Origin of the sequence: Psychrobacter sp. HII-4, assembly GCF_904846595.1 — a bacterium.
Classification (GTDB): domain Bacteria; phylum Pseudomonadota; class Gammaproteobacteria; order Pseudomonadales; family Moraxellaceae; genus Psychrobacter; species Psychrobacter celer.
The window spans coordinates 43,120-65,327 of record NZ_CAJHBJ010000015.1; the positions used below are offsets into that span (position 1 = coordinate 43,120).

22 protein-coding genes are annotated in these 22,208 nt (G+C 47.2%); 10 read left to right on the forward strand and 12 right to left on the reverse strand.

The window, feature by feature from the left end; genetic code table 11:
- Window positions 1-8: 8 nt before the first annotated feature.
- From JMX98_RS08565 to lgt, 3 genes are read right to left on the reverse strand one after another with little or no spacing between them, the layout of a single operon-like run.
- Window positions 9-869 (reverse strand): thymidylate synthase, encoded by an 861-nt coding sequence (locus JMX98_RS08565; protein WP_201585922.1) that lies wholly within the window; start codon window positions 867-869, stop codon window positions 9-11.
- 48 nt (window positions 870-917) lie between these two features.
- Window positions 918-1,658, reverse strand: a complete 741-nt coding sequence (locus tag JMX98_RS08570) for a DUF2971 domain-containing protein (RefSeq protein ID WP_201585923.1) — start codon at window positions 1,656-1,658, stop codon at window positions 918-920.
- Between the two features lie 11 nt (window positions 1,659-1,669).
- Window positions 1,670-2,554, reverse strand: a complete 885-nt coding sequence (gene lgt, locus JMX98_RS08575) for a prolipoprotein diacylglyceryl transferase (RefSeq protein ID WP_201585924.1) — start codon at window positions 2,552-2,554, stop codon at window positions 1,670-1,672.
- 269 nt (window positions 2,555-2,823) lie between these two features.
- Between lgt and JMX98_RS08580 the strand changes: the two genes are divergently transcribed.
- Window positions 2,824-4,458: a DUF4139 domain-containing protein gene (locus JMX98_RS08580; protein WP_201585925.1), complete on the forward strand. Its 1,635-nt coding sequence runs from the start codon at window positions 2,824-2,826 to the stop codon at window positions 4,456-4,458.
- A gap of 113 nt (window positions 4,459-4,571) precedes the next feature.
- Window positions 4,572-5,399 carry an NRDE family protein gene (locus JMX98_RS08585; RefSeq protein ID WP_201585926.1) on the forward strand — a complete coding sequence of 276 codons (828 nt, stop codon included), beginning with the start codon at window positions 4,572-4,574 and terminating at the stop codon, window positions 5,397-5,399.
- A gap of 99 nt (window positions 5,400-5,498) precedes the next feature.
- Here JMX98_RS08585 and JMX98_RS08590 read toward each other — a convergent pair whose 3' ends face one another.
- A complete protein-coding gene (locus JMX98_RS08590; RefSeq protein ID WP_075101928.1) occupies window positions 5,499-6,017 on the reverse strand; it encodes an RNA pyrophosphohydrolase in 519 nt (172 codons plus the stop codon).
- 463 nt (window positions 6,018-6,480) lie between these two features.
- On the opposite strand from JMX98_RS08590, the gene JMX98_RS08595 reads away from it, so the two are divergent.
- Together JMX98_RS08595 and JMX98_RS08600 are read left to right on the forward strand one after the other, a co-directional pair.
- Window positions 6,481-6,894 (forward strand): OsmC family protein, encoded by a 414-nt coding sequence (locus JMX98_RS08595; RefSeq protein WP_192993195.1) that lies wholly within the window; start codon window positions 6,481-6,483, stop codon window positions 6,892-6,894.
- A gap of 14 nt (window positions 6,895-6,908) precedes the next feature.
- Window positions 6,909-7,334 carry an MAPEG family protein gene (locus JMX98_RS08600; protein ID WP_201585928.1) on the forward strand — a complete coding sequence of 142 codons (426 nt, stop codon included), beginning with the start codon at window positions 6,909-6,911 and terminating at the stop codon, window positions 7,332-7,334.
- Between the two features lie 78 nt (window positions 7,335-7,412).
- On the opposite strand, the gene JMX98_RS08605 is transcribed toward JMX98_RS08600, so the two are convergent.
- The 7 genes from JMX98_RS08605 to JMX98_RS08635 all read right to left on the reverse strand — a co-directional run bounded on the left by JMX98_RS08605 (window position 7,413) and on the right by JMX98_RS08635 (window position 13,922).
- Window positions 7,413-8,465, reverse strand: coding sequence for a tRNA dihydrouridine synthase (locus tag JMX98_RS08605; protein ID WP_201585931.1), 1,053 nt, complete (start codon window positions 8,463-8,465; stop codon window positions 7,413-7,415).
- A 59-nt stretch (window positions 8,466-8,524) separates the two neighbouring features.
- Entirely contained in the window at window positions 8,525-10,024 is a 1,500-nt protein-coding gene (locus JMX98_RS08610) for a UvrD-helicase domain-containing protein (protein WP_201585933.1), read from the reverse strand.
- Window positions 10,025-10,277: 253 nt separating this feature from the next.
- Window positions 10,278-11,150: a twin-arginine translocase subunit TatC gene (tatC, locus tag JMX98_RS08615; protein ID WP_201585935.1), complete on the reverse strand. Its 873-nt coding sequence runs from the start codon at window positions 11,148-11,150 to the stop codon at window positions 10,278-10,280.
- A complete protein-coding gene (gene tatB / locus JMX98_RS08620; protein ID WP_201585938.1) occupies window positions 11,150-11,794 on the reverse strand; it encodes a Sec-independent protein translocase protein TatB in 645 nt (214 codons plus the stop codon). Before tatB ends, tatC begins: the two co-directional genes overlap by 1 nt.
- Window positions 11,795-11,856: 62 nt before the next feature.
- Window positions 11,857-12,123, reverse strand: coding sequence for a Sec-independent protein translocase subunit TatA (tatA, locus tag JMX98_RS08625; protein WP_198336727.1), 267 nt, complete (start codon window positions 12,121-12,123; stop codon window positions 11,857-11,859).
- 399 nt (window positions 12,124-12,522) lie between these two features.
- On the reverse strand, window positions 12,523-13,365 hold the full coding sequence (gene hisIE / locus JMX98_RS08630) for a bifunctional phosphoribosyl-AMP cyclohydrolase/phosphoribosyl-ATP diphosphatase HisIE (RefSeq protein ID WP_201585939.1): 843 nt from the start codon (window positions 13,363-13,365) through the stop codon (window positions 12,523-12,525).
- A 125-nt stretch (window positions 13,366-13,490) separates the two neighbouring features.
- On the reverse strand, window positions 13,491-13,922 hold the full coding sequence (locus tag JMX98_RS08635; protein WP_201585940.1) for an acyl-CoA thioesterase: 432 nt from the start codon (window positions 13,920-13,922) through the stop codon (window positions 13,491-13,493).
- A 511-nt stretch (window positions 13,923-14,433) separates the two neighbouring features.
- Here JMX98_RS08635 and rpmI point away from each other — a divergent pair.
- The 5 genes from rpmI (at window position 14,434) to JMX98_RS08660 (ending at window position 19,569) form a co-directional block, all read left to right on the forward strand.
- Window positions 14,434-14,631 (forward strand): 50S ribosomal protein L35, encoded by a 198-nt coding sequence (gene rpmI / locus JMX98_RS08640; protein WP_011281253.1) that lies wholly within the window; start codon window positions 14,434-14,436, stop codon window positions 14,629-14,631.
- Window positions 14,632-14,762: 131 nt separating this feature from the next.
- Window positions 14,763-15,119: a 50S ribosomal protein L20 gene (gene rplT / locus JMX98_RS08645; RefSeq protein WP_075101938.1), complete on the forward strand. Its 357-nt coding sequence runs from the start codon at window positions 14,763-14,765 to the stop codon at window positions 15,117-15,119.
- Window positions 15,120-15,459: 340 nt separating this feature from the next.
- Window positions 15,460-16,515 carry a phenylalanine--tRNA ligase subunit alpha gene (gene pheS, locus JMX98_RS08650; protein WP_105244274.1) on the forward strand — a complete coding sequence of 352 codons (1,056 nt, stop codon included), beginning with the start codon at window positions 15,460-15,462 and terminating at the stop codon, window positions 16,513-16,515.
- A gap of 102 nt (window positions 16,516-16,617) precedes the next feature.
- Window positions 16,618-19,023 (forward strand): phenylalanine--tRNA ligase subunit beta, encoded by a 2,406-nt coding sequence (pheT, locus tag JMX98_RS08655; RefSeq protein ID WP_201585941.1) that lies wholly within the window; start codon window positions 16,618-16,620, stop codon window positions 19,021-19,023.
- A gap of 246 nt (window positions 19,024-19,269) precedes the next feature.
- Window positions 19,270-19,569 carry an integration host factor subunit alpha gene (locus JMX98_RS08660; RefSeq protein WP_075101941.1) on the forward strand — a complete coding sequence of 100 codons (300 nt, stop codon included), beginning with the start codon at window positions 19,270-19,272 and terminating at the stop codon, window positions 19,567-19,569.
- Window positions 19,570-19,799: 230 nt separating this feature from the next.
- Here the strand turns inward: JMX98_RS08660 and JMX98_RS08665 are convergent, their stop codons facing one another.
- Complete coding sequence (locus tag JMX98_RS08665) at window positions 19,800-20,159, reverse strand: hypothetical protein (RefSeq protein WP_201585942.1); 360 nt, start codon at window positions 20,157-20,159, stop codon at window positions 19,800-19,802.
- Between the two features lie 587 nt (window positions 20,160-20,746).
- On the opposite strand from JMX98_RS08665, the gene JMX98_RS08670 reads away from it, so the two are divergent.
- A complete protein-coding gene (locus JMX98_RS08670) occupies window positions 20,747-21,634 on the forward strand; it encodes a neutral zinc metallopeptidase (protein WP_105244272.1) in 888 nt (295 codons plus the stop codon).
- Window positions 21,635-22,208 lie beyond the last annotated feature (574 nt).

Sequence of the window (22,208 nt, forward strand, 5' to 3'; positions counted from 1 at the left end):
AACAGTCTTTATACCGCGACTTTTGCTTTGATAACGGGATGTGATGCATAACCGTTTACGCTAATATCCTCAAAACGAAACGCAAAAATATCATCGACATCAGGGTTGAGCGTCAATGTCGGTAGTGCATAACACTCACGCGTCAGTTGCAGCTCGACTTGCTCGCGGTGGTTTTGATAAATATGACAGTCGCCGCCGGTCCAGATAAACTCGCCCACACCCAGCCCACAAACCTGCGCAATCATGTGAGTCAGTAGGGCATAGCTGGCGATATTGAACGGCACACCTAGGAATAAATCCGCTGAGCGCTGGTAAAGCTGGCAGGAGAGTTTGTTGTCCGCGACAAAAAACTGAAACAGCGTATGACAAGGTGGCAGGGCGACTTGCTCGGCTTCACCTGGGTTCCAGCCAGAGACAATCAAGCGTCTGGAGTTGGGGTTGGTCTTGATTTGCTCCACGACTTGGGCGATTTGATCGACGCCGTCATTGTTATAGCGGCCATTTTCGTCTTTGGTCGCGCCGTAGTTGCGCCACTGGTGACCGTATACTGGCCCTAAATCGCCCGCAGGACGATTGAAGCGTGCCGTCTGTTCCGCTGTGGCCCATTCGTTCCAGATACGCACGCCGTTTTCTTGTAGATAATCGACATGAGTGCTACCGCTCAAAAACCACAATAGCTCATACACGATGGATTTAAAGTGGACTTTTTTGGTGGTCAGTAATGGGAAGCCGTCTGATAAGTCAAAACGCATCTGCGCGCCGAAGTGGCTTAGCGTACCTGTGCCCGTACGATCGCCTTTTTCAGTGCCGTTCGCCAACACATACTGGAGTAAATCAAGATAAGCTTGTTCGTTTTTGCTAGTAATCATGGTCTGCAACTTCAATAAATATTTAAGAGGTTTTAAACTTCAGCTAGATTAATTTGTATAACCAACTAACGATGATTTACAGATTGGAATATCTAGTTTGTATGTGTCTTCAATAAGCTTTCGAATGGTATTCTCTAACCAGTCCGAACAGTTAGGATGCAATATAATTTTTTTAATCATTCTTCTACTATGCTTAGCCGAAAGGTGGATACCAAGTCTGTGATTACTTTTTGCCACTGTAGCATCGTTGTCGACTAATAAAAATCTTGCTTCCTTCTCAAAAGAAAAAGCATGATGTTTGTGAAATAAATAGAATCGAGGATATATAGTTTTCGGGTCCTTCGAATCATTATTATTGTTTCCAAGCCAAGGTTGAATACCTTTATTGTCATAAAGCTCTTTAGCGTTAGCAGGCATATGATATTGAACTTTACCAAAATAAGAGCTCATTGGTTCTATTTTTGAGCCATGATAAGCGGCTTTGAAATCATGTTGCGTTGTCTGTATCGCTACAGCGTTGTCTGAGTTTCCGTAAGAGTTCCACATGGCATGGTTCTCTGGTTCGTCTGTATACCAGCAACTTACGTAAACCCAATCTTTGGCAGTTGTAAGTTCTTCCTTAGTTAAAAAAGGATCTTCTATGCCATCAAATAAGTGCAAACTGCCTTCCCATTTGTCGCTAAAAAGGTTTGCTTTAGGAATAAAGAAGCCTTCCTCTAACATAGAAATTAGTTTAATAAAGGGTACATATCTTGTTAGCACAGCATAATGATCTATTGGATCAATCATTGTTTAATACCTTAATAAGCCGCTTGCTTACCCCAGTCATAGATACCGCGTTTATAGGCATAAACCAACAGTACAAAGCCGATGATAATCATTGGTGTGCTCAGTATTTGGCCTTTGGTCATCCAGCCGAGTAAAATAAAGCCTTGGTCGGCATCTGGCTGACGGAAAAACTCGATGATAAAGCGGCTGATACCGTAACCTAATAAGAATATCGCCGATGCCGCCATACGTGGACGCGGCTTGGCAGAGTACCACCACAAAAACAAGAATAGCAGCAGACCTTCAGCAAAGGCCTCATAGAGCTGTGATGGGTGGCGGGGCAGTAAATACTGGCCGTTGACCTCCATCATCAACTCCTGTAATTGAGGATTGGCTTGCAATTGCTGCATATCAAAAGCCGCGGCCTGCGGGAAGTAGGTCAGCCAGTTATAGCCGCCATCAGAGACGCGCCCCCACAGCTCACCGTTGATATAGTTACCGATACGACCAAACAATAACCCCGTCGGTACACACGGCACGATAAAATCCAGCACTTGAAAAGGTGTTTTTTCGTACTTATGGGCAAAATACAACATGCCGAGTAAAACCCCAATCATGCCGCCGTGGAACGACATACCGCCTTCCCACACCTTAAATAAATAGGCGGGGTTTTGTAGCAGCTCACCAAATTGATAAAACAGCACATAGCCGATACGGCCACCCAAAATGACACCGAGCGCGCCATAAAAAACAAGGTCTGACACCATGTCAGTGGTCCAGCTCTCACGCTGGCCACTGCGGTACCATGCCAGACCAAACGCGGTGGCAAATGCCAGCAGATACATCAAGCCATACCAATGTACTTCTACAGGGCCCAAGGACAGCGCTACGGGATCGTACTGAGGATGAATCATCATAAGGACATCATAATTATTGATAATAGAATGGGGGTCATAATAGCAAAAATAGCTTGGCAGGCATACCAAATTACGGTTAGACAATTGCATCACAGAGACTGCATAAATGTGATTTGCGCCTGCCAGCCGCTAGAAACCAAGACAGAAAACCGCTAAGATATAAAAAAGCTGCTAATGATAAATACCTCAATATTTTCAGAAGCATGAGCGGATATGGGCTGGCGCTGATAGGCCGTATGAATGGATAAACCGTATTTTAAGGATAGATTATGCAAGCTGATGTATCAAAAGTAGCAACAGCCACTGAGTACCGTTGGGCAAAAAAAGGCCCGATCTTGCTCAGTCTACCCAGTCTGCTGGCACTATCCCTGACGCCTGCATATGCAGCAAGTAGCAGTATCGAGCAAGTCACCATTTATCAAGGCTTGGCCAGTGTCACCCGCGCGCTACCTGTCAAGGGTAATGGAGAGCAGACGCTGGTGTTTTCTTGCTTGTCTCCTTATATCGACGAAGACAGCGTGAGCGTGCAGGCCGTCACAGGCGTCAATCTCGGTGAAGTCAGTATCGAGACGCTAAGCGGTGAGCAAGCAGCGCAGTGTCAGTATGAGGGCGATGCCAACGTACAATCGCAACAAGCCGCGCTTGCTAAAATCAATGCCGAGCTAGAAGCCGCCAATCTGGCAAAAGCCTATCTACAAAACCTCACCAAGGTCAGTCAAATCAGTACAGAGGGCACAGTGGCCAATAACGCCCGTGATATAGAAATACAAGCGGCAAGTATCAATAAACGCATATGGGATATCAAGCAGCGGCAAGCACGGGCACAGGCTGCGCTTAATCAAACGATGGCGGGCAGTAGTACATCGACGCAAAATCGCGTGACACAGGTCAGTGTCCGTACTGCCAGCCGCAAGCCCGCCGCGGTAAAGCTCCATTATCAAGTGCGCGGCGCAGGTTGGCAGCCGACTTATCAGGCGCGTCTGGATACCAATACCGAGCAGCTTAGCATTACCGCATCAGCCATCATCGCTCAGCAAACCGGAGAGAATTGGCAAAACGTCCCTGTCGTACTCAGCTCAGTCAACCCCAATCAACGCACCACAGGCCAGCTGCCAAATGTGGCTCGCCTGTCTTTATATGAAAAAGAGCAAGTATCACGTGCTAGGGTTGCATCATCCATGATGGAGCCTTCTTCCATCGTCGTCTCAGAAAGAAGTAGCGATGACAGGGAGGCGTCGGCACCGACGATGGCACCGCTACCGAGCTTTAGCGTGAGTCGTCAAAACAAAAACGGCATCATCGAGTACCGGTTGCCGCAGCGCGTGAGCTTGCCAAGTGACGGTAGGCACGTGCGTACGATCATCGATGAGCAGTCTGGGCGTAGCAAGCTTTGGATCCGCAGTACGCCAAGTGTTGAGCAAACGGCTTATTGGTATGCATCGGCACCATTTTTGACACCTGCATGGGCCGATGGAGCGCTTCAGCTCTACCGTGATGATAACTATATTGGTCAAGCGCGCTATCAGTATCAAACGCTCAAAGAGCAGGGTATCGGCTTTGGCGTTGATCCAAATATCCTCATCAAACAAATAACCGACGAAGATAAGCAAGGCGATAAGGGCGCGTTTAATCGTAAGCAAACCTTAAGTAGTACCGAAGCTTATCAATTGACCAATCAGCATAGCCGCACCAGACGCTTGCAGGTACTGGGTAGTGAGCCTATCAGCCGTGATGACAGTATTAAAGTAACCACAGTGCACACCCCGCCCGTCACTGAACGCGACTGGAATGACAATACCGGCATGGTCGCTTGGGAGTTTGATTTGCCAAGTAAACAATCAAAAGTGATTCGATCGACCACACAGATTAGCTATCCTGCTGATAAAAAACTCCGCACCAATTGATATAAGAATAGAAAGATGCAGGCCATTTTAAACGACGCTATTTTGTACTGAAAAGATTACCTATTAAAAAGACGACCAGTCCCATAAACTACCAATCCCATAAAAGGAAAACTATGTGTATCGTCGCCATCGCTTGGCAGTTGTTTGATGAGGTGCCGCTGGTACTCTTATCCAACCGAGATGAGTTTTTGCAGCGTCCGACTGAGCCGCTGCACCAGTGGCCTGATAAGCCGATTTATGCAGGTCGCGATCAGCAAAGTGGCGGTACTTGGCTGGGTATTCACCAAGTCATGCACGACGGTCTTTATGAGCAAAATGGACGCTGGGCGGCGGTGCTAAACTTTCGCGATGGGGTGCAGGCAGGGGCAGATGAGCGCTCGCGCGGGGCACTGGTTACAGATTTTTTGACCAGTGATAGAAGCCCGATGGACTTTGCGCGGCAAATTGAGTTGCAAGACTATGCAGGTTTTAACCTAATCATTGGCGATGCGCTGCAAGCAGTGATGGTCAATAATCGCGGCCATGCGCCTACGCCACTGTATGCAGGATTGCATGTGATCTCAAACGGTCAGCCAGACGACAGTTGGTTCAAAACCGAAAAACTGCGTGGTAGGCTGCGTCAAGAAGTGCTGCCACTTATCGCCGAAGACAGCTCGCCTGCTTACTGGCAGGACGCTGCCTATGCGGTGCTATCTGACAACCGACAAGCCCCCGCCGATCAGCTACCCGATACCGGCATGAGTAGGGAGATTGAGCAGATGCTGTCCTCTGTCTATATCGAGCCTGTGGCATTTGATCAGCGGCAGACCCCTCTCCCTACTTATGGTACCCGTACTCAAAGCATCTTAACCTTGCGCCAAGACAAGCATAAAGGGGCAAGTAGTAAAACCACTGCCACGCTCGTTAGCCGCGAGGCAAGTGCGGCTGCAACCGGCGCATAAAAATGCTCACGGTGATTCCATAACAGTATCACAGTGAGCATATGTAGTTAATTAGCGATGTCAAAATCACACCAAAACTATGTCAAAACTCTATCAAAGTCATGCCAGCAAATGGTTGTCCTGTTCCGGAAGGATCAGCTCTTGTTTTAGGGGAAGCTCGCGCACCAGCTCTTGCAAGGCGCGGCGATATACCCCACGTTTAAAATGAATCACTTGTCCTAGAGGATACCAATAACTGACCCATTGCCAGTGGTCAAATTCTGGTTTACCTTCATCAAAGCGAATGTGTTGAGTATTTGGCTCATCTAAGCGCAGCAAAAACCATTTTTGTTTTTGCCCAATACACAAAGGGTGCTGTCCATGACGTACATAACGCTTAGGCAGACGATAGCGCAGCCAGTCTTGAGTGACTGCCAATAAGTCTACATGACGCGGATGTAGGCCGACCTCTTCCCAGAGCTCGCGATACATCGCATCCATCGGCGTTTCCCCGCGGTCGATGCCGCCTTGAGGAAACTGCCAAGCGTTGTGACCAATACGTTTTGCCCACAGTACTTGCCCTTGTGTATTTGCCAAGATGATGCCGACATTGGCGCGAAAGCCGTCTGCATCTATCATGACTAACCCTTTTAATTTGTTTAAAAATAGCTTATTTCAAACCGATACCATGATGACTATCTTAATTATTATAAGTCGACTGTCACCTATATCTGGCCAAAATAAGATTCATTACCGTTATTAAACCAAGAAACAAGCAAAATGTGTAACAGTATTTTGCTATAAAATGTTTCACGAGTTTTACCTATTAAAATCAATAGCTTATAAACAGACTTTTGTAAGTTAGTTTATTAAAGTAATTTTGATAAATATGACCAAACACAGGTTGAGTTTGTTAACTATTGCTTAACAATAAGGTATGTAAGGTTATGGTGGTGCGTTGCCGTCAAATAAATATAGATGGTTGCTGCTTTATCAGGTCTCTATAAAATCTGGTTTTGGCTTGTGCTACACTAACCTTATCGCGTGTATTATTGAAAATAATAATCAGGTTATCTGCCAATCAAAATAAGGAAAAACGAACATGTCAGAATCAAAAGCAAGTGTCACGTGGCAAGAGAAAAAAGCCTTTTTGGGTGTCTCACCCTCAGGGCATAATGTGCAAATCGACGCCGACAAAGAAAATGGCGCAAGCCCGATGGAGCTGATCTTACTCGGCTTGGGCGGCTGTGCCAGCTATGATGTGGTGTCTATCTTACAAAAATCACGTCAAGAGGTCACGGATGTACGTTGTGAGCTGACCGCAAACCGCGCTGAGACCGTCCCTGCTGTCTATACCGACATTCATATGCACTTCATCGTGACCGGTCAAGACATCAAGGATAAGCAGGTCGAAAAAGCGGTGAACCTATCAGCAGAAAAATACTGCTCGGCCAGTCGTATGCTGGTACAGGGCGGGGTGAATATCACGCATGATTTTGAAGTGGTTGCAGGGTAGGGGCGAGGGCGCGCATGAATGTATTTTTTGGGTTGATTCCTGATACCGCCGCATCCGCGATTTGGGCGATGGTGGTGGCAAGCTTGTTGCCACTCGTGATGGCGCTGAGTGCAAAAGCCCTTGGCAGCTTTCGGCTGGCTGACAACGCCCATCCGCGCCGTTTTTTGCAAGAGACAACGGGCGCCGCTGCGCGCGCCAATGCCGCTCAGCAAAACAGCTATGAGACGTTGCCGGTATTTTTGGCAGCAGTGCTGGTGGCGATGTTGTTTTTTGTGCCTCAGCTGATTGTCAACGTGTTGGCTTGGTTGTACATACTGATTCGTATTGGCTTTTGCATCGCTTATATCAGCAATTTAGCGACGTTTCGTTCGATACTGTGGACGCTGTCGATGGCGTGTCCACTCATGTTGTTTTATTTAGCAATACGTGTGAGCGTCTAGCGCTAGGGCTTATGAACAATTAGCCGCCGCTGAGCTTCTGTTTTATGATAAAAAACGAGCCGTTATTGTATTTGTTGTTTATGCCGTCGCTGATGAGACGCTGGTGATAAGAGCATCGATGATGACGGCTTTGTCTTTTTCACGCTTGATGTGTTCCCACACCGGCTGCGCCTCATCATAGCCTTTGGTTAGCATCCCCAGCCACTGTTTGTAGCGGCCCACCAGTACCACATCGTTTTTTGCTGCCCCTTCCAAAAACTTAATTTGATGCGGTATGAGCGCGTGCCATGTCAAGGTCTTGCTACCTGCTCTAACGCTGGCCGCCGCGCTCTCATCATCATGGCTGCTATCGACACGGGCAATCAAGTCAGGACGGGTCACAGCGCCGCGTCCTAGCATCAAGTGCGGCGTGCCTGCCTGCCTCATACATTGCTTTGCTTGCTCACTATTCCAAATCTCGCCATTGGCAATCACTGGGATATCCAGCTTATTAAAATTTTGGATTTTGTCCCAATAAGCCGGCGGCTTGTAGCCTTGGGTTTTGGTGCGGGCATGAATGGTCAACCAGTCTGCGCCACTCGCTCCAATCGCACCTCGGATATCGTCCATACGGCTGGTATCTGTGTAGCCCAAGCGGATTTTTGCTGAGACGGCAATATGGGCAGGCACTGCGCGGCGTACGGTACTAATAATATCATACATGACCTCTGGCTCATCGAGCAGTACCGAGCCGCCGCGGTGGCTATTGACGGTCTTGGCAGGGCAACCAAAGTTGATATCGATGGCGGGCGCGCCAAGCTCACAGGCGTACGCGGCGTTTTCTGCCATCAGGCTAGCATCACTACCGAGCAGCTGGATATGTATGGGCGTGCCAGCAGTCGTTTTGGTGTCTTGATGTAGCTCTGGCACATATTTATAAAACACATGCGCGGGCAGCAGCGTTTGAGTCACCCGTATAAACTCACTGACTGACCAATCATAAGGACGGCCTAAATCGGCGGCAATCTGTGTTAAGATTTGCCGCATTAACGGATCGGTTAGCCCCTCCATTGGAGCGAGTAGGCGCACAGGATGGGCAAATAGTTGCTGCAGGGTGCGCTGGCGTATTTCGAGGGATGAATGTTGAGTCATGATTAAGGCTTAGTATCTAAATGAAAGGCGATAACGTGATCGAATAGAGCGGAGCGGTGTTAGGTATTGCCAAAGATGACCTTTTTCCCCGTTTGCAACCCGATGATCAAGTCTTTGATATGATGAATGTCGAGATTGCTCTGCGCGCGTGTGCAGGCAACATAGAGCAAGCGCAGCTCCTCTGGGCTGATCTTGACTGCATTGGTGGTCACGTCGTAATAAAAATCGTCATCGAGCTGTACGCGCCCCCATTCAAGCCCTTTGGCCTTGTGCGCGGTAGAGATGACATAATCGGCGTTATCGATGCTGGTCAAACTATTGACCGCTTGGCTTAAGACGTTGGTACCGTGATCATCGACCAGCTTGACCAATGTCTTAAGATCGCTGCCTTCATTGGTTTCAGAGTACTCTTGCACATCCGACCAGTTATAAAAATACGCCAGCTCTGGTACGCCATAAGCCGATTTGCCGTTTTTTAGGTTCTCAGCCGCTTGACAGAATTTCAGCATACGATCGGTATCGGCTTGCAGTGCCACGCGGTGCCCAAGCTTGAGTCCCGTCAATAGCTGCGCCATCGCAGCAGCATTGGTGCGACAGAGTATGGCGTCTTTTTTACTATGGACCATGCCTTTATCGGTAGAGGACTGCTTGGCAGGATTGCCCTTTAGCGGTACTTCTTCTTGTAAGGCTTTGAGTAGAGTGTTGGCCACCTCAGCGATCGGCTCTCCAAAGCGAAACGACTGTGTCAATAGGGTTTGTGGTAGTGGTAGCTTTTTCATTGCATTCACCGCGCCGCGCCATTCATAAATCTGCTGATGAGCGTCGCCCACATAGATGACTTGCCGTGGCTGCTGGGTCAAAATCCCCATCATCAGCGGATCGGCATCCTGCGCTTCATCAAACAAGATAAAATCCGCTGGGATACTGGGCTTGGAGAGTGCCCATAATTTAAGATAAATATCATGACCGATACCAGCTGGATGGCGGGCATCGATAGACTGTAGCCAGCGCTGCTCGACGGCAGGGTAGAGCATCTCACGCAGCTGCTCGCTATCTGCCGCATCGAGCCAGCTGGGAAACAATAAATGCCGAGGTGCCGGGTAGCTGGCATGCGTACTACAAAAGTTACTCACCGCATCGCTGACAAATCGCGCAAGGCGGGCTGGGGTCAAAGTGATGTATTTATTTACCCCATCCATTTGCCGACGTACTTGCACCGCTTGTAGCCCCAAATCATCGCCCAAACGCTTGGGTGAAAACCGTGGTAAGGACAATTTGGCAGTGATATCACGCGCGACATGGCGATAAGCAAGTGAGTGAAACGTACGGCAGTCCACGTGACTGGGGAATTTTTGCCGAGCATCATTGGCGATCGCTTTGTTGAAAGCCAAATACAAGCCGCGCCCCCGCAGACGCTCGCCGATGAGCTTGAGCGTTGTGGTTTTACCCGCGCCAGCATACGCCACCACTTTAAACGACTTGTGATCCATCGCCATATTTAGCGCATTTAGCTGCTCATCGGTGGGGTCGCTCATATAAGCGGGCATAGATGCGGACATAAAAGCTACCTAAAATACTAACGGTGTCAACATCTATTGACACGATGGATGAGTAAAAAATGATCTAACAATCTGCGGACAAACAAGACAGGACAACAACCATAAGGGCAAAGCCATAGGGTCGAAAACCATAAAGGCAAAAAAAGCCACTGCATAAACAATGGCTGGCGATGAGGTCAATGGCGCTTGTCAAATACCGATATTCGTCAGGGGCGTAGCTTATCATCAACGGCGTTGTTTGTTGTCTAAGGTATTACTTTTTATCAAGTTGACTCTCATTTGCCAAAGCAGGGCGGCGCTCTTCTTTAATCAAAATCTTCGCCAAAAACAGCCCCAGCTCAAACAACAGCCACATCGGAAAAGCCAGCATCAACATCGACACCCCATCCGGCGGTGTCACCACGGCCGCGATTGCAAAGCAGCCAACGATGATATAACGGCGTTTATCCTCTAAGCTGTCAATGGAGACGATGCCGGCCAATATCAACAGCAAGGTGACGACTGGTATCTCAAAGGTCAAGCCAAATACCATAAATAGCTTTAGGGCAAAGCTCAAATAACTGTCGATATCTGTCATGGGTAAGACGTTTTGCGGTGCAAAGGTAATAAAGAATTTCAGAACCCCTTTGAGCACAATAAAATAAGAAAACGCCACCCCAGCATAAAACAATACGATAGAAGACATCAGCACTGGAATGGCGACTTTTTTTTCTTTTTTGTACAGACCTGGGGCGACAAATGACCAAATTTGATACAAGATATAAGGCATGGCCACAAAGGCGGCGACAAAGATACTCAAGCGTATCGGCGCCATAAAGTTTGAGGTGATATCGGTGGCAATCATTGTCGAGTTGGCAGGCAACTGCGCGACCAATGGGTCCGATAACAGGTTATAAAGCTCGCGTGAAAACCCAACCAAGGCCAAAAATACCACCAGCACCGCCACGCATATTTTGATCAGATGACGGCGTAAATCAATGAGATGCTCAGTGATGGGCATATCGCCAAGTGAGCTTAACATATCCCCATCATCGTTATCATAGGCCATATCGGCTGAGTGGGTTTTTTCTGGCCCTGTATCGCCGATTTTTTCTTGTCGGCTTTTTTTGCGTTTAAACAAATCCATCAGTCGGCCTCCTGCATCTGGTCAGACGCTTGTGAGGCGATAGGATTGGTAGGTGCGCTATTTAATAGGATGTCTGCTTGATAATTGGGGAGATAGGGGGCAGCGGGTAGGCGGCGTGCTTTATCATAATCACCGAGGCGAAACCACATGTTTTCCCAAGGTTTGGTCATGATGGGCGGCGCTGTTTGCTGATCGATGCCGTCAGAGGGCTGATTATGCTCATAGGCGTGTGCAAATGCCGTTGCCACCTCAGGCTGCTCATTTACGGTATTGCGCGCAGTATCAGCCTTGTGACGCGCTGTGTCATCGTTAATCACAGGCTGATGCTCTGCATGCGGATCGGCTGTTAGGGCGCGGTTCTGTGACGACTCAAACTCTTGCATACTGCCGCGCATCTCTGCCATTTCACGTCTCATCTCCGCCTCTGTCTGACGGATTTTTGCCAGCTCTTTTTGCATTTGTTGCCGAGTCTCAGCCAAGTCGAGCTCAGCCTCTATCTCCGATTGTAGGGTGGAGACAGTGCGGCGAATTTTGGCATACCACTGCCCAGCCGTGCGCGCCGCTTGCGGCAGCTTTTCGGGGCCCAAGACGATCAAAGCAATCACGCCAAAGAGCAGTAATTCAGAAAACCCAATATCAAACATAATGGTGGATTGTCACTATCTGGATGCTAGCGGCATTATACCTAGCATGGTATTTGCTATGATCAATGATGCTTATCGTCAGTAGGGAGCGTGCTGCTATGCTCATCGACTTTATTAGATGCTTGGCGCTCTGCTGGATGAGCTGCGCCGTCGTGATCGAGTACCACTTGCTTTTTGGCATGCTCAGCATTTTCGTCTTTGACTGCGTCTTTAAAGCCTTTGACCGCACCGCCCAAGTCTTTGCCGGCATTTCTAAGCTTTGAGGTGCCAAATACCACCACCACCACCACCAGTAATATCAGCCAATGCGTAATAGAAAAACTGCCCATAATGATATCCTTAATGTCTGAGACCTCATGTCTGAGACTTCTGAGTGTGAATGCTGCTCTTTAGTTGTTGACATCAGTGTTGCCGCCACCGCGCTACTGTTATTTTATAGAATATTGATCTATTTGACAAAAATACAGACATAACGCTGATGTAAAAATACTATTATACCTTGCTGTTATGACAAAAAGGTGAAAGTCGCAACAATCACACAGAGTAAATAGGTAGTGGCACTTTTGTTTTCGACATATAGTCGATCCTAAATAAAACAGATACATTATATATCAACGTGCAACTGGTCTAAATTTTTCTTGCGTGCTGTGCCTACGCAGATAGAGGCTGCGAAAAACTTATTCCAGTCCCACTGTATCGTTTTTATACTGAACTCACTATATGATAGGTTATCTCGACGCTTTTTCATCGATACCTGAGAGACCAAAGCGTCGCCCCAGCTCGTTTAAGATGGCGTCTGACTCGATATCAAACCATGCCAGCCCGACCAACGTATGAAACCACACGTCAGCCACTTCATAGATAAGCTCATGACGCGCGGCATCAAAGGCTTCTTTATCTAGTTGCGCATCACTATGGGCCAAGTCTTTGGCCGCAATAATGCTCTCGGTCGCCTCTTCGCCCACTTTTTCTAATATCTTGTTAAGACCTTTTGCGTAAAGGCTTGCCACATAAGAGCTATCGCTATCTGCTTGCTTGCGCTCTGCTAATACCTGATCTAATTGCTGTAAAATCGAGTGGGTATCGATCTGAGTAGTCTCTTTCTCAGTAGTCCCTTTAGTGCTGGCATCGTGACGTTGGGGGTCAGAGACGGCTTCGGTCGCCGACGTAGCCGCATAAATCTCTGCCGGATCTTTTAATACTTTATCCACCGTTTGCCACTGGGGCTGCGCACCTGATAAGTCTAAACGCTGATAAAAACAAGACTTACGTCCCGTATGACAGGCGATACCGCCCGCTTGTGTCACGCTCAGCACAATCACATCTGCATCGCAGTCTAAGCGGATATCATGGACTGTCTGGGTGTGACCTGACGACTCTCCTTTGTGCCACAACTGACCACGCGAGCGCGAAAAATACACCGCTGTCTTTGTCTCGGCGGTGAGCTGGAGGGCCTCGCTATTCATCCATGCCATCATGAGGATACGCCCAGATTCATGATCTTGAGCAATAGCGGGAATCAAACCATCAGCATTAAATTTTATGGCGGCAAGCCAAGCAGGTAAAGTCATAATATGTCTGTCTTGTGATGAGAAATAGGAAATAGATAGTTAGTGGGACTGTGCTCGACCCTCCATGTGACATTTTGGCCTAATAGTGGTAGGAGCTCAGAGCGTCAAGGGCATCACAGCCTAAATCAATGCGGATATAGCGCCGCTTTTGTTTCTTTATCCAAGGCGGCGGGTTTGTTGAGGTGAAAATCGTAGCTGATAAAATGGATCCGCGCCTTTGCCACCACCTCGCCACCATGCATACGTGATATTTTGATGATCATATGGCCGCCGTTATCATACAGTGGCTCGACCCCCACCTCAAATAACAGCTCTTCGCGCGCCCGTACACGGCTATTGGTGGTTAGCTGTATGCCATCGATGATCAGTCCTCGATGGTCCGCATTGATATCTTGTATACCTTTTGCATGCAAAAACCGATGCCGCGCCTCACAAAGCAAAGCGGTCAACGCTTCAAACGAGATATGCTGACTCCTATCGATTTCAGTATGACGCACGCGCATCACTGTCTCAAATACAAATAGGCTGTCATCAAAGTCTAACTCTTGATTTGACACGTTATCTCCTAGAGTGATGGCAGGCAATGATGGGGGTTGCCAATCATGTTATAGGTGTACAGCGTCAGGACGGATTATGGTCATAAAACGGATGAGCACAATACCGAGTCAATGGCTATCGTTACTGGCATACAATTCGTGCACGATAAGCAATCAAGCCCAACCTCTACTTAAGCACAGCTTTGCCTCACATTCAATCTATTTGCAAAAAAATCCCCGACTTTATGACCTGGTTTTATGACCCGACCTTATAAAGTGTATCGCCGTCTTTGTGGCGGGCTATTTGGCGGAGTGTAGGGGAGCCATAGTGATATGCGCTTACTAAAAGCGCTGGCTATATAAACAGCTGAGCGCTTGGGCGAAAATTCACTTGGCAAAACAGGGCGCTATCTGCTAAAATAGCGCCTCCCACCTCGAGGCAAATAACAGTTTAGTGGTTGTTTTTAAAGCCACTATTTATGACTGACGATTTGACGACCAGGTTCTATCAAAGACAAAGAGGCAACTCATCATGAAAGTTAAGATGAAAACCAGAAGCGGTGCCGCTAAACGCTTCAAAAAAACAGCGAACGGCTTTAAGCGTAAGCAAGCCTTCAAAAGCCATATCTTGACCAAGAAATCAGCTAAGCGTATTCGCCAGTTGCGCGGTCTAAAGATGGTGGACAAGTCTGACGAAGCAGCAGTTCGTCGTATGTGCCCATACATCTAATAGCCTATGGTCACTTAGCTTTAATGTATTAAAGGTATTTGACTTTGCAATCTGATAACGATGTCTGGTATTCACTTATATAACGACATCGTGATTCGTTTAATAATGATTAACAAATCTTGGAGTAATTTATGGCCCGTGTAAAACGTGGTGTACAGGCAAATCGCCGTCACAAAAAAATCTTAAAGCGTGCTAAAGGCTACTACGGTGCCCGTTCACGTGTTTACCGCGTAGCGGTACAGGCAGTGACCAAAGCTGGTCAATATGCTTATCGTGACCGTCGCAACAAAAAACGTACTTTCCGTCGTCTTTGGATCGCACGTATCAATGCTGGTGCTCGCATCAACGGCTTAAGCTATAGCCGCTTTATCAATGGCTTGAAAAAAGCTAACATCGCAATCGATCGTCGCGTCTTAGCTGACATCGCTATGCATGATGCAGCTACTTTCACCGCATTGGTCGAAAAAGCAAAAGCGGAATTGGCCTAAATATTACCCTTTCCGTTAGGTAGCCTGCTTTTTTAGCAAATACCTAGATGGATCGGACTAATATTGATTAATAGTACGATATTAATAAAAGCTACCGCTGGTCGGTGGCTTTTTTTATAGTAAATTATTTTGGCGTCATCACTATTGCGGTTAAACACACGCGTTTTTGCTAAATATCTATTTTTCTAGATATATATGTTCACATATTCAAGCCATTAGCATCACTCATGGTCATCGTGAGATAACTGAGCAAATGGTTTGCAATATTTGGTCAAATCCCTACAATTACCAAGCACTATACTTACTTAATAGTCCGTTTAAATCAGGAATAATGCGTCTTATGACTACCCCTGCTGCTATCACCGATTTGTCGGCGCTACCGACCTTGTCCTCAGAGCTTAATGAGCTAAATGAAGCACAGCTCAATGAGTTTGCCAGTGCTGCTGAAGCGCTAATTTTGCAAGTAAACGACGCGCGTACCCTACAAGACTTGCGTGTACAGCTAACGGGCAAAAAAAGCTCGCTTACCGGCTGGTCAAAACAGATGGGTAAGCTTGGTAGCGATGACAAAAAAACCTACGGCGGCTGGTTGCACAGTGTGCGTAGCCGTATCGGACAGGCGCTCACCGAGCAGCAGCAGCAGCTAGAAGTCGCTGCATTGAATGCCAAGCTTGCAAGCGAGAGTATCGATATCACCCTGCCGGCGCGCGGCGGCCAAAAAGGCCATTTGCATCCAGTGACGATGGTGACCCAGCGTATGCAGCAGTACTTTGTGCAGGCAGGTTTTAACGTCGCGACAGGCCCTGAAGTTGAGAGCGATTACTATAACTTTGAAGCGCTTAATATCCCATCGCATCACCCTGCGCGCGCGATGCATGATACGTTTTATTTTGATGCGCACTACTTGCTGCGTACGCACACCAGTCCGGTACAGATTCGCACCATGGAAAAGAACGAGCCGCCGATTCGTATCATTTGCCCAGGCCGCGTCTATCGTAACGACTCAGACCAAACGCATTCGCCGATGTTTCACCAGCTAGAAGGGCTGATGGTGACCGAGTCGAGCACCTTTGCTGAGCTAAAGGGCTTGATCAGTGAGTTTTTAGAGGCGTTTTTTGCCAAAGCGTTGACAGTACGTTTTCGTCCGTCATTTTTCCCATTTACCGAGCCTTCAGCTGAAGTGGATATCCTCGATGACAATGGCAAATGGCTAGAAGTCATGGGCTGCGGCATGGTGCATCCGCAGGTGCTGACCAACTGCGGTATCGATAGCGACAAATACACTGGCTTCGCCTTTGGTATGGGTATTGAGCGCTTTGCCATGTTGTATTATGGCATCGATGACTTGCGTTTGTTTTTCCAAAATGACGTGCGCTTTTTAAAGCAATTTGGCTAGAGTGCTTTTTTTATATAAAAAGCGCGCCTTGTTGATACAACAAGTATATGTGCCAAGCTTTACTCCAACATCTTTATTACAAAATTCTGATCCGAGATATTTATGAAAATTAGCGAACAGTGGCTACGTCAATGGGTGAACCCCAATAATACCAGCGAGCAATTGGCCGAACAGCTGACCATGGCAGGGCTTGAGATTGATGATCGCTTTGCCGTTGCCCGTGCATTTAGCGGTGTGGTGGTCGGTGAGGTCATCAGTGTCGAGCCGCATCCTGATGCCGATAAGCTGCGCGTCACGCAGGTAAATATTGGTGAGTCTGAGCCATTACAAATCGTCTGCGGCGCGCCGAATGTGACAGTCGGTATGAAAGCACCGGTTGCTACCGTTGGTGCGATACTACCAAGCGATGACGCAAAAGGTTTTAAGATTAAAAAAAGTAAACTACGCGGCGTGGCCTCAAACGGTATGCTGTGCGGTGCCTCCGAGATCGACCTGGTTGACGACATAGATGGCCTACTTGAGCTACCTGCAGATGCACCCATTGGCACTGATATCCGTGACTATCTAGGTTTAGACAATCAAATACTCGATATCTCTATCACGCCAAACCGTGGCGACTGCTTTAGCGTGCGCGGTATTGCCCGTGAGATATCAGTGATTAATGATCTGCCGATGCAGCAGCCGGAGATTGCCACTGATGTAGCGGTAACGAACAGTGATGCAACGCCTGCAGTCACCATTAGTGCCAATGAAGCGTGCCCACGCTATCTCTTACAACCAATCAGCAATATTGACCGTAGTATCGATACGCCAAAATGGATGGCTGATGCTTTGGTTCAGTCAGGACTACGCTCGCATAACTTCTTGGTGGATGTGACCAACTATATATTGATGGAGCTTGGTCAGCCATTACATGCGTTTGATGCCGATACCATTCAAGGTGATATTGTGGTGCGTTTGGCGCAGCCTGCAGAGACATTGACGCTACTGAATGAGCAAACCATTGCTCTAACTGGTGATGAGCTAGTGATTGCCGATGATGAGGGCGTGCTTGCCTTAGCGGGAATCATGGGCGGTAAGCGCAGTAGCGTCACCGATAGCACCACCAATATTATTTTAGAAAGTGCGTTTTTTAATCCGCTGGCTATCGCGGCGCGCGCGCGTCGTTTTGGCTTGCATACCGATGCCTCGCAGCGCTTTGAGCGCGGGGTAGACTTTGCGCTGCCAGCACTTGCTTTGGCGCGTGCTGTTGATTTGATTACTAGTGTCACAAGCGGGCAAGCTGGGCAAATAGTAAAAGTAGAAAATAGCGAGCACTTACCAGCCCGTACGCCGATTACCTTGCCAATCAGCAAAGTCCGTGAGGTCGTTGGTATCGAGATAGAGCCTGCGGTCATGGTGCGTATCTTAACCCAGCTGGGCTTTGAGGTCGCGCAGCAAGCAGAGAGTCTGATCTGTACGCCGCCGTCGTATCGTTTTGATATGAGTATTAAAGAAGACCTTATCGAAGAGATTGCTCGTATCTACGGTTATGACAATATTCCAAGCGTCCTGCCGCATCTGCAAGTCAGTATGGATTATGACGATACGGCTGATTTGACGCATGAGATGAAGCTGGCACTTGTCAATAATGGCTATATGGAAGCGATTAGTTTTAGCTTTAGTGATGCTAAACTTGAGACGCTACTTGATGATGAAGCATTAGGTGAAGTGTTGGCATTGGCCAATCCGATCTCAAGCGATCTGGCGGTCATGCGCCGTACATTGCTCTCAAGCTTGTTGCCTTGTGTGCAATACAACCTCAATCGTCAGCAGCCGCGTGTACGTTTTTTTGAAACAGGTCTGAGCTTTGTCGGTCAGAGTGTCAGTGACTTGGTGCAGACGCCGAGCATGGCGCTGGTCGCAGTTGGCGATATTTGGGATGAGCAAGCTTATCAAAACCGAGCTTTAGATTTTTATGATCTCAAGCACGATATCGAGCAGCTACTTCCAGCCCAAATCGATCGTGCGCGCGTACGCTACGAGCGCAGTCAGCTAGCATTTTTGCACCCTGGTCAAAGCGCCAAGCTGTATATCGATGATATCTATGTCGGCTGGTTGGGTCAGCTGCATCCGAGCACCGCAAAACAGCTGGACCTGCCTGCCACTTGGGTTGCCCAGTTATCGCTTGCGCCGCTGCTTAACTTGGCCCGCGAGCAGCATGACATCACCACGCCAAGTAAGTTTCCACAAGTGCGCCGTGATATCGCCATCTTGGTAGATACCGAGATTAGCCTACAGACGCTAGAGTCGACGGTGCGCCGTGCTGCTGGAGCCTTGTTGAGTGATATGTGGTTATTTGATATCTATCAAGGTGATAAAGTACCGGCAGGTCAGCGCTCGCTCGCGTTTGCTCTGATATGGCAAGATGTGTCACAAACCCTATCTGACGAGGCAGTAAAAACTGCCACTGATACAGTCGTTCAGGCTTTGATTGAGCAGCATTCAGTACAGCTGCGTGACAGCTAACCTCTACACCCGAAAGCTGATAACGCATCATGGCCTTTTTTAATTAAAAGGCTGTGGTGCCTTATTTGTCAAAAAAAATTATGATTGAGGCGTTTTTTGTCTAAAAAATGGTAAGTGGTTATTAATAAAAGAGATTTTATAACGTCTATATTAAAAAGACCACAAAAAACCTTTATAATAACTGCTATCCCCTCATACCGCTAAACCATGATATTCGACATCACGACATAGCATAGGAGTCGTACTGTGAGCACTTTAACCAAATCTGACATGATTGAGCACTTGATGAGCCACTTAAACCTAACGCGCCAAGATAGCCGCTGTTTGGTAGAGCGCTTTTTTGAGGAGTTGTCAGAGAGTTTGATTGATGGCAAAGAAGTCAAGCTTTCAGGCTTTGGCAACTTTGAGCTAAAAGACAAAAATAGCCGCCCTGGTCGCAATCCAAAGACAGGGGAGCCCGTTGCCGTATCTGCGCGCCGAGTGGTAACCTTTAAGACAGGTCAAAAATTTCGCCAGCAGGTTGATGAGCGTTTGTTTGATGCTTAGTCTGTGTCTATGCATATAGGCTAGGCGCTGCTCAGAGAAAAAAGAACCAAAGATAACGCTGTTTAATAGGGACTTTTTTGGGTATATCTTATCTATTAGCTTAGCGCAAACAATCAGTGTCCCTCTAGTTAGCAGGCTATCCTGCTATTATCTTGCTTCAATAGCAGGCATAAAAAAAGAGAGCATAGGCTCTCTTTTTTACTACAGTGTTTATTGTATGACCAATAAAATTACTGAGCTTCTTCAACAACCACTTCGTCAGCTGCATCAACAGCTGCAGTGTCAGTTTCGCTAGCTACATCAACGCTAGTAGTAGTACCGTCTACAGGTACTTCAGCGTCTATTTCGTCAGTTGCAGTTGCAGCTTGTGCATCAGCGATGTCAGCTTCAGCTTCAGCGACAGCAGCTTCTGCGTCAGCAGGTACAGCTTCGCCGTCAGCAGCAGCTTCGTTTAGCTCTTCTTGAGCGTCTTGTACTTCTTCTTGTGCGTCAGATAGATCTTCAGCAGCGTTTTCAGTGTTGCTGTCACAGGCAGTTAGGCCCATAGATGCAGTCATGATACCAGCTAGAGCAAGTAATTTAAGGTTCATAGTTGTTTCTCCGAAAAAATGAAATGAGCAGTAGTAGTAACAAAAGCCAAAAAAAGGTCGAAATCTGATGTTTTTCAGAGTTCAACTAATCTTAGTTACAACTACTCAGCTTTCACGCATTCTATATGTTTTCTTTCTGAATGGAAAGAGGCTGTACAATTCAGTAACAATAAAATTGTAAATGTAATTTTACATCTTAAACCTCTCATCTTCTCTTAAAGAATAACACCAAATAATATACGTATAATCAATAAGATCGGCTTATTATAAAAGCATATTTGCTGTCTTAATATTCTTCAACTGTTGGTGTTGTGTAGTGCTTTCATTGAAGATGGCTGGTATTCGGTAATTGGCGTCTTGTGGTCAGTAAATTTTACGATAACGTAATCAATTTCGGCGTTGTTTTTGTACTGTATCTGCTAAAGGCTACTGATAGGCATATAAAACTCATAAAACATAATAAGCAAAAAGCTTGGAGATACCGTAAAAGCTAGGTGCGACAATGAGTCAGACAATAAAGAACGAAAATACTTGTATAAATGGTCGATAGTATGATGGTATAAATCATATATTTAAGGAGAGATGGTATGAAGTGGCAAGGTAGGCGAGGCAGCTCAAACGTGCGCAGCAGTCGCGGCGGCGGTAAGATGATAGGGGGTGGTATCGGTGGTATTATTATCGCGGGTATCTTGTGGTTGGTTTTTGGAGTCAACCCCATGACGGCATTACAGACAGGGCAAGTGGTGGCAGGTGGTGGCGGCAGTACGGCAAGTGAGCCTGCCACCAGTGACGACCGCGATACGCAGTTTGTCAAAGTCGTATTGGCCGATACAGAAGACGTTTGGCATCAGATATTTAATGAAGCGGGCAGTACGTATCAAGAGCCGTCGCTCATATTGTTTAACGGTCAAGTCAGCTCTGCTTGTGGGAGTGCCAGCGCTGCAACAGGGCCATTTTATTGTCCGGGGGATCAAACCATTTATCTGGACACGTCGTTTTTTGTGGAAATGCGTCAAAACCTAGGTATAACGGGCGATCAGCAAGGCTCAGGGGATCAAGATAACCAAGGTAAGGCAGGCGACTTTGCGCAAGCCTATGTGATATCGCATGAGGTGGGCCATCATGTGCAGACGTTGCTTGGCATCACTCAGCAGGTGAATGAGGCTGGTCGTCAAGTCAGCCGCGCACAGGCCAATAAACTGTCGGTCATGCAAGAGTTACAAGCGGACTGTTTTGCTGGGGTATGGGCGCAGCGCAATCAGGAGCGCGTACAGTTCTTAGAAGCAGGTGATATTGATGAGGCCATCAATGCTGCAGGTCAAATCGGTGATGATCGTCTCGCTCGTGCAAGCGGCGGCGCGGTTGTACCAGATAATTTTACGCATGGTACCAGCCAACAACGTGTGCAATGGTTTACTCGCGGTCTGCAGAGTGGCAATGTACAGGCATGTGATACCTTTAGTGGCGCTCTATAACGCTGATAGGTTAGAGTTGATGCATTTTAAAAAAGGATATGACGTTACTGGTATAAGTCTTCCTTGCGTGCTGGCTCGTCTACGCGGCCAGTAGTGGTGCAACCTACACTTAAAGACAGCATCCGAGTCGCGCACTTAACGGTATCGTCATTTTATTTTGAGTTGACTATACTTAATTGAGCGATTTTTTAGCCATATATTTGATGTATTCTGATTTGACCGTTGTTTAAAATAAAAATCTACGCCTGCTAGATAACAAAAGGCCTGCAATGATTGCAGGCCTTTTGTTTATATCTACATACTATTTAGACAGCTTATTAGAAAGTTCACATCAGTGTCTTTTAAGCTCAAAGTGTCTTTACTTATCTAAGCTTGAAATACTCAGAAGGTATGTCTTTAAAAAGACTTATCTAACCAAACTGCTTGAAGTGTTATCTAGAAGTGTTATCTAGAAGTGTTATCTAGAAGTGTTATCTAGAAGTGTTATCTAGAAGTGTTATCTAGAAGTGTTATCTAGAAGTGTTATCTAGAAGTGTTATCTAGAAGTGTTATCTAGAAGTGTTATCTAGAAGTG

What these genes read in the sequence shown, in the direction of transcription:
- JMX98_RS08565 (WP_201585922.1), bottom strand. Translation starts at nt 869, where the DNA reads ATGATTACTAGCAAAAACGAACAAGCTTATCTTGATTTACTCCAGTAT.
- JMX98_RS08570 (WP_201585923.1), bottom strand. Translation starts at nt 1,658, where the DNA reads ATGATTGATCCAATAGATCATTATGCTGTGCTAACAAGATATGTACCC.
- lgt (WP_201585924.1), bottom strand. Translation starts at nt 2,554, where the DNA reads ATGATGATTCATCCTCAGTACGATCCCGTAGCGCTGTCCTTGGGCCCT.
- JMX98_RS08580 (WP_201585925.1), top strand. Translation starts at nt 2,824, where the DNA reads ATGCAAGCTGATGTATCAAAAGTAGCAACAGCCACTGAGTACCGTTGG.
- JMX98_RS08585 (WP_201585926.1), top strand. Translation starts at nt 4,572, where the DNA reads ATGTGTATCGTCGCCATCGCTTGGCAGTTGTTTGATGAGGTGCCGCTG.
- JMX98_RS08590 (WP_075101928.1), bottom strand. Translation starts at nt 6,017, where the DNA reads ATGATAGATGCAGACGGCTTTCGCGCCAATGTCGGCATCATCTTGGCA.
- JMX98_RS08595 (WP_192993195.1), top strand. Translation starts at nt 6,481, where the DNA reads ATGTCAGAATCAAAAGCAAGTGTCACGTGGCAAGAGAAAAAAGCCTTT.
- JMX98_RS08600 (WP_201585928.1), top strand. Translation starts at nt 6,909, where the DNA reads ATGAATGTATTTTTTGGGTTGATTCCTGATACCGCCGCATCCGCGATT.
- JMX98_RS08605 (WP_201585931.1), bottom strand. Translation starts at nt 8,465, where the DNA reads ATGACTCAACATTCATCCCTCGAAATACGCCAGCGCACCCTGCAGCAA.
- JMX98_RS08610 (WP_201585933.1), bottom strand. Translation starts at nt 10,024, where the DNA reads ATGTCCGCATCTATGCCCGCTTATATGAGCGACCCCACCGATGAGCAG.
- tatC (WP_201585935.1), bottom strand. Translation starts at nt 11,150, where the DNA reads ATGGATTTGTTTAAACGCAAAAAAAGCCGACAAGAAAAAATCGGCGAT.
- tatB (WP_201585938.1), bottom strand. Translation starts at nt 11,794, where the DNA reads ATGTTTGATATTGGGTTTTCTGAATTACTGCTCTTTGGCGTGATTGCT.
- tatA (WP_198336727.1), bottom strand. Translation starts at nt 12,123, where the DNA reads ATGGGCAGTTTTTCTATTACGCATTGGCTGATATTACTGGTGGTGGTG.
- hisIE (WP_201585939.1), bottom strand. Translation starts at nt 13,365, where the DNA reads ATGACTTTACCTGCTTGGCTTGCCGCCATAAAATTTAATGCTGATGGT.
- rpmI (WP_011281253.1), top strand. Translation starts at nt 14,434, where the DNA reads ATGAAAGTTAAGATGAAAACCAGAAGCGGTGCCGCTAAACGCTTCAAA.
- rplT (WP_075101938.1), top strand. Translation starts at nt 14,763, where the DNA reads ATGGCCCGTGTAAAACGTGGTGTACAGGCAAATCGCCGTCACAAAAAA.
- pheS (WP_105244274.1), top strand. Translation starts at nt 15,460, where the DNA reads ATGACTACCCCTGCTGCTATCACCGATTTGTCGGCGCTACCGACCTTG.
- pheT (WP_201585941.1), top strand. Translation starts at nt 16,618, where the DNA reads ATGAAAATTAGCGAACAGTGGCTACGTCAATGGGTGAACCCCAATAAT.
- JMX98_RS08665 (WP_201585942.1), bottom strand. Translation starts at nt 20,159, where the DNA reads ATGAACCTTAAATTACTTGCTCTAGCTGGTATCATGACTGCATCTATG.
- JMX98_RS08670 (WP_105244272.1), top strand. Translation starts at nt 20,747, where the DNA reads ATGAAGTGGCAAGGTAGGCGAGGCAGCTCAAACGTGCGCAGCAGTCGC.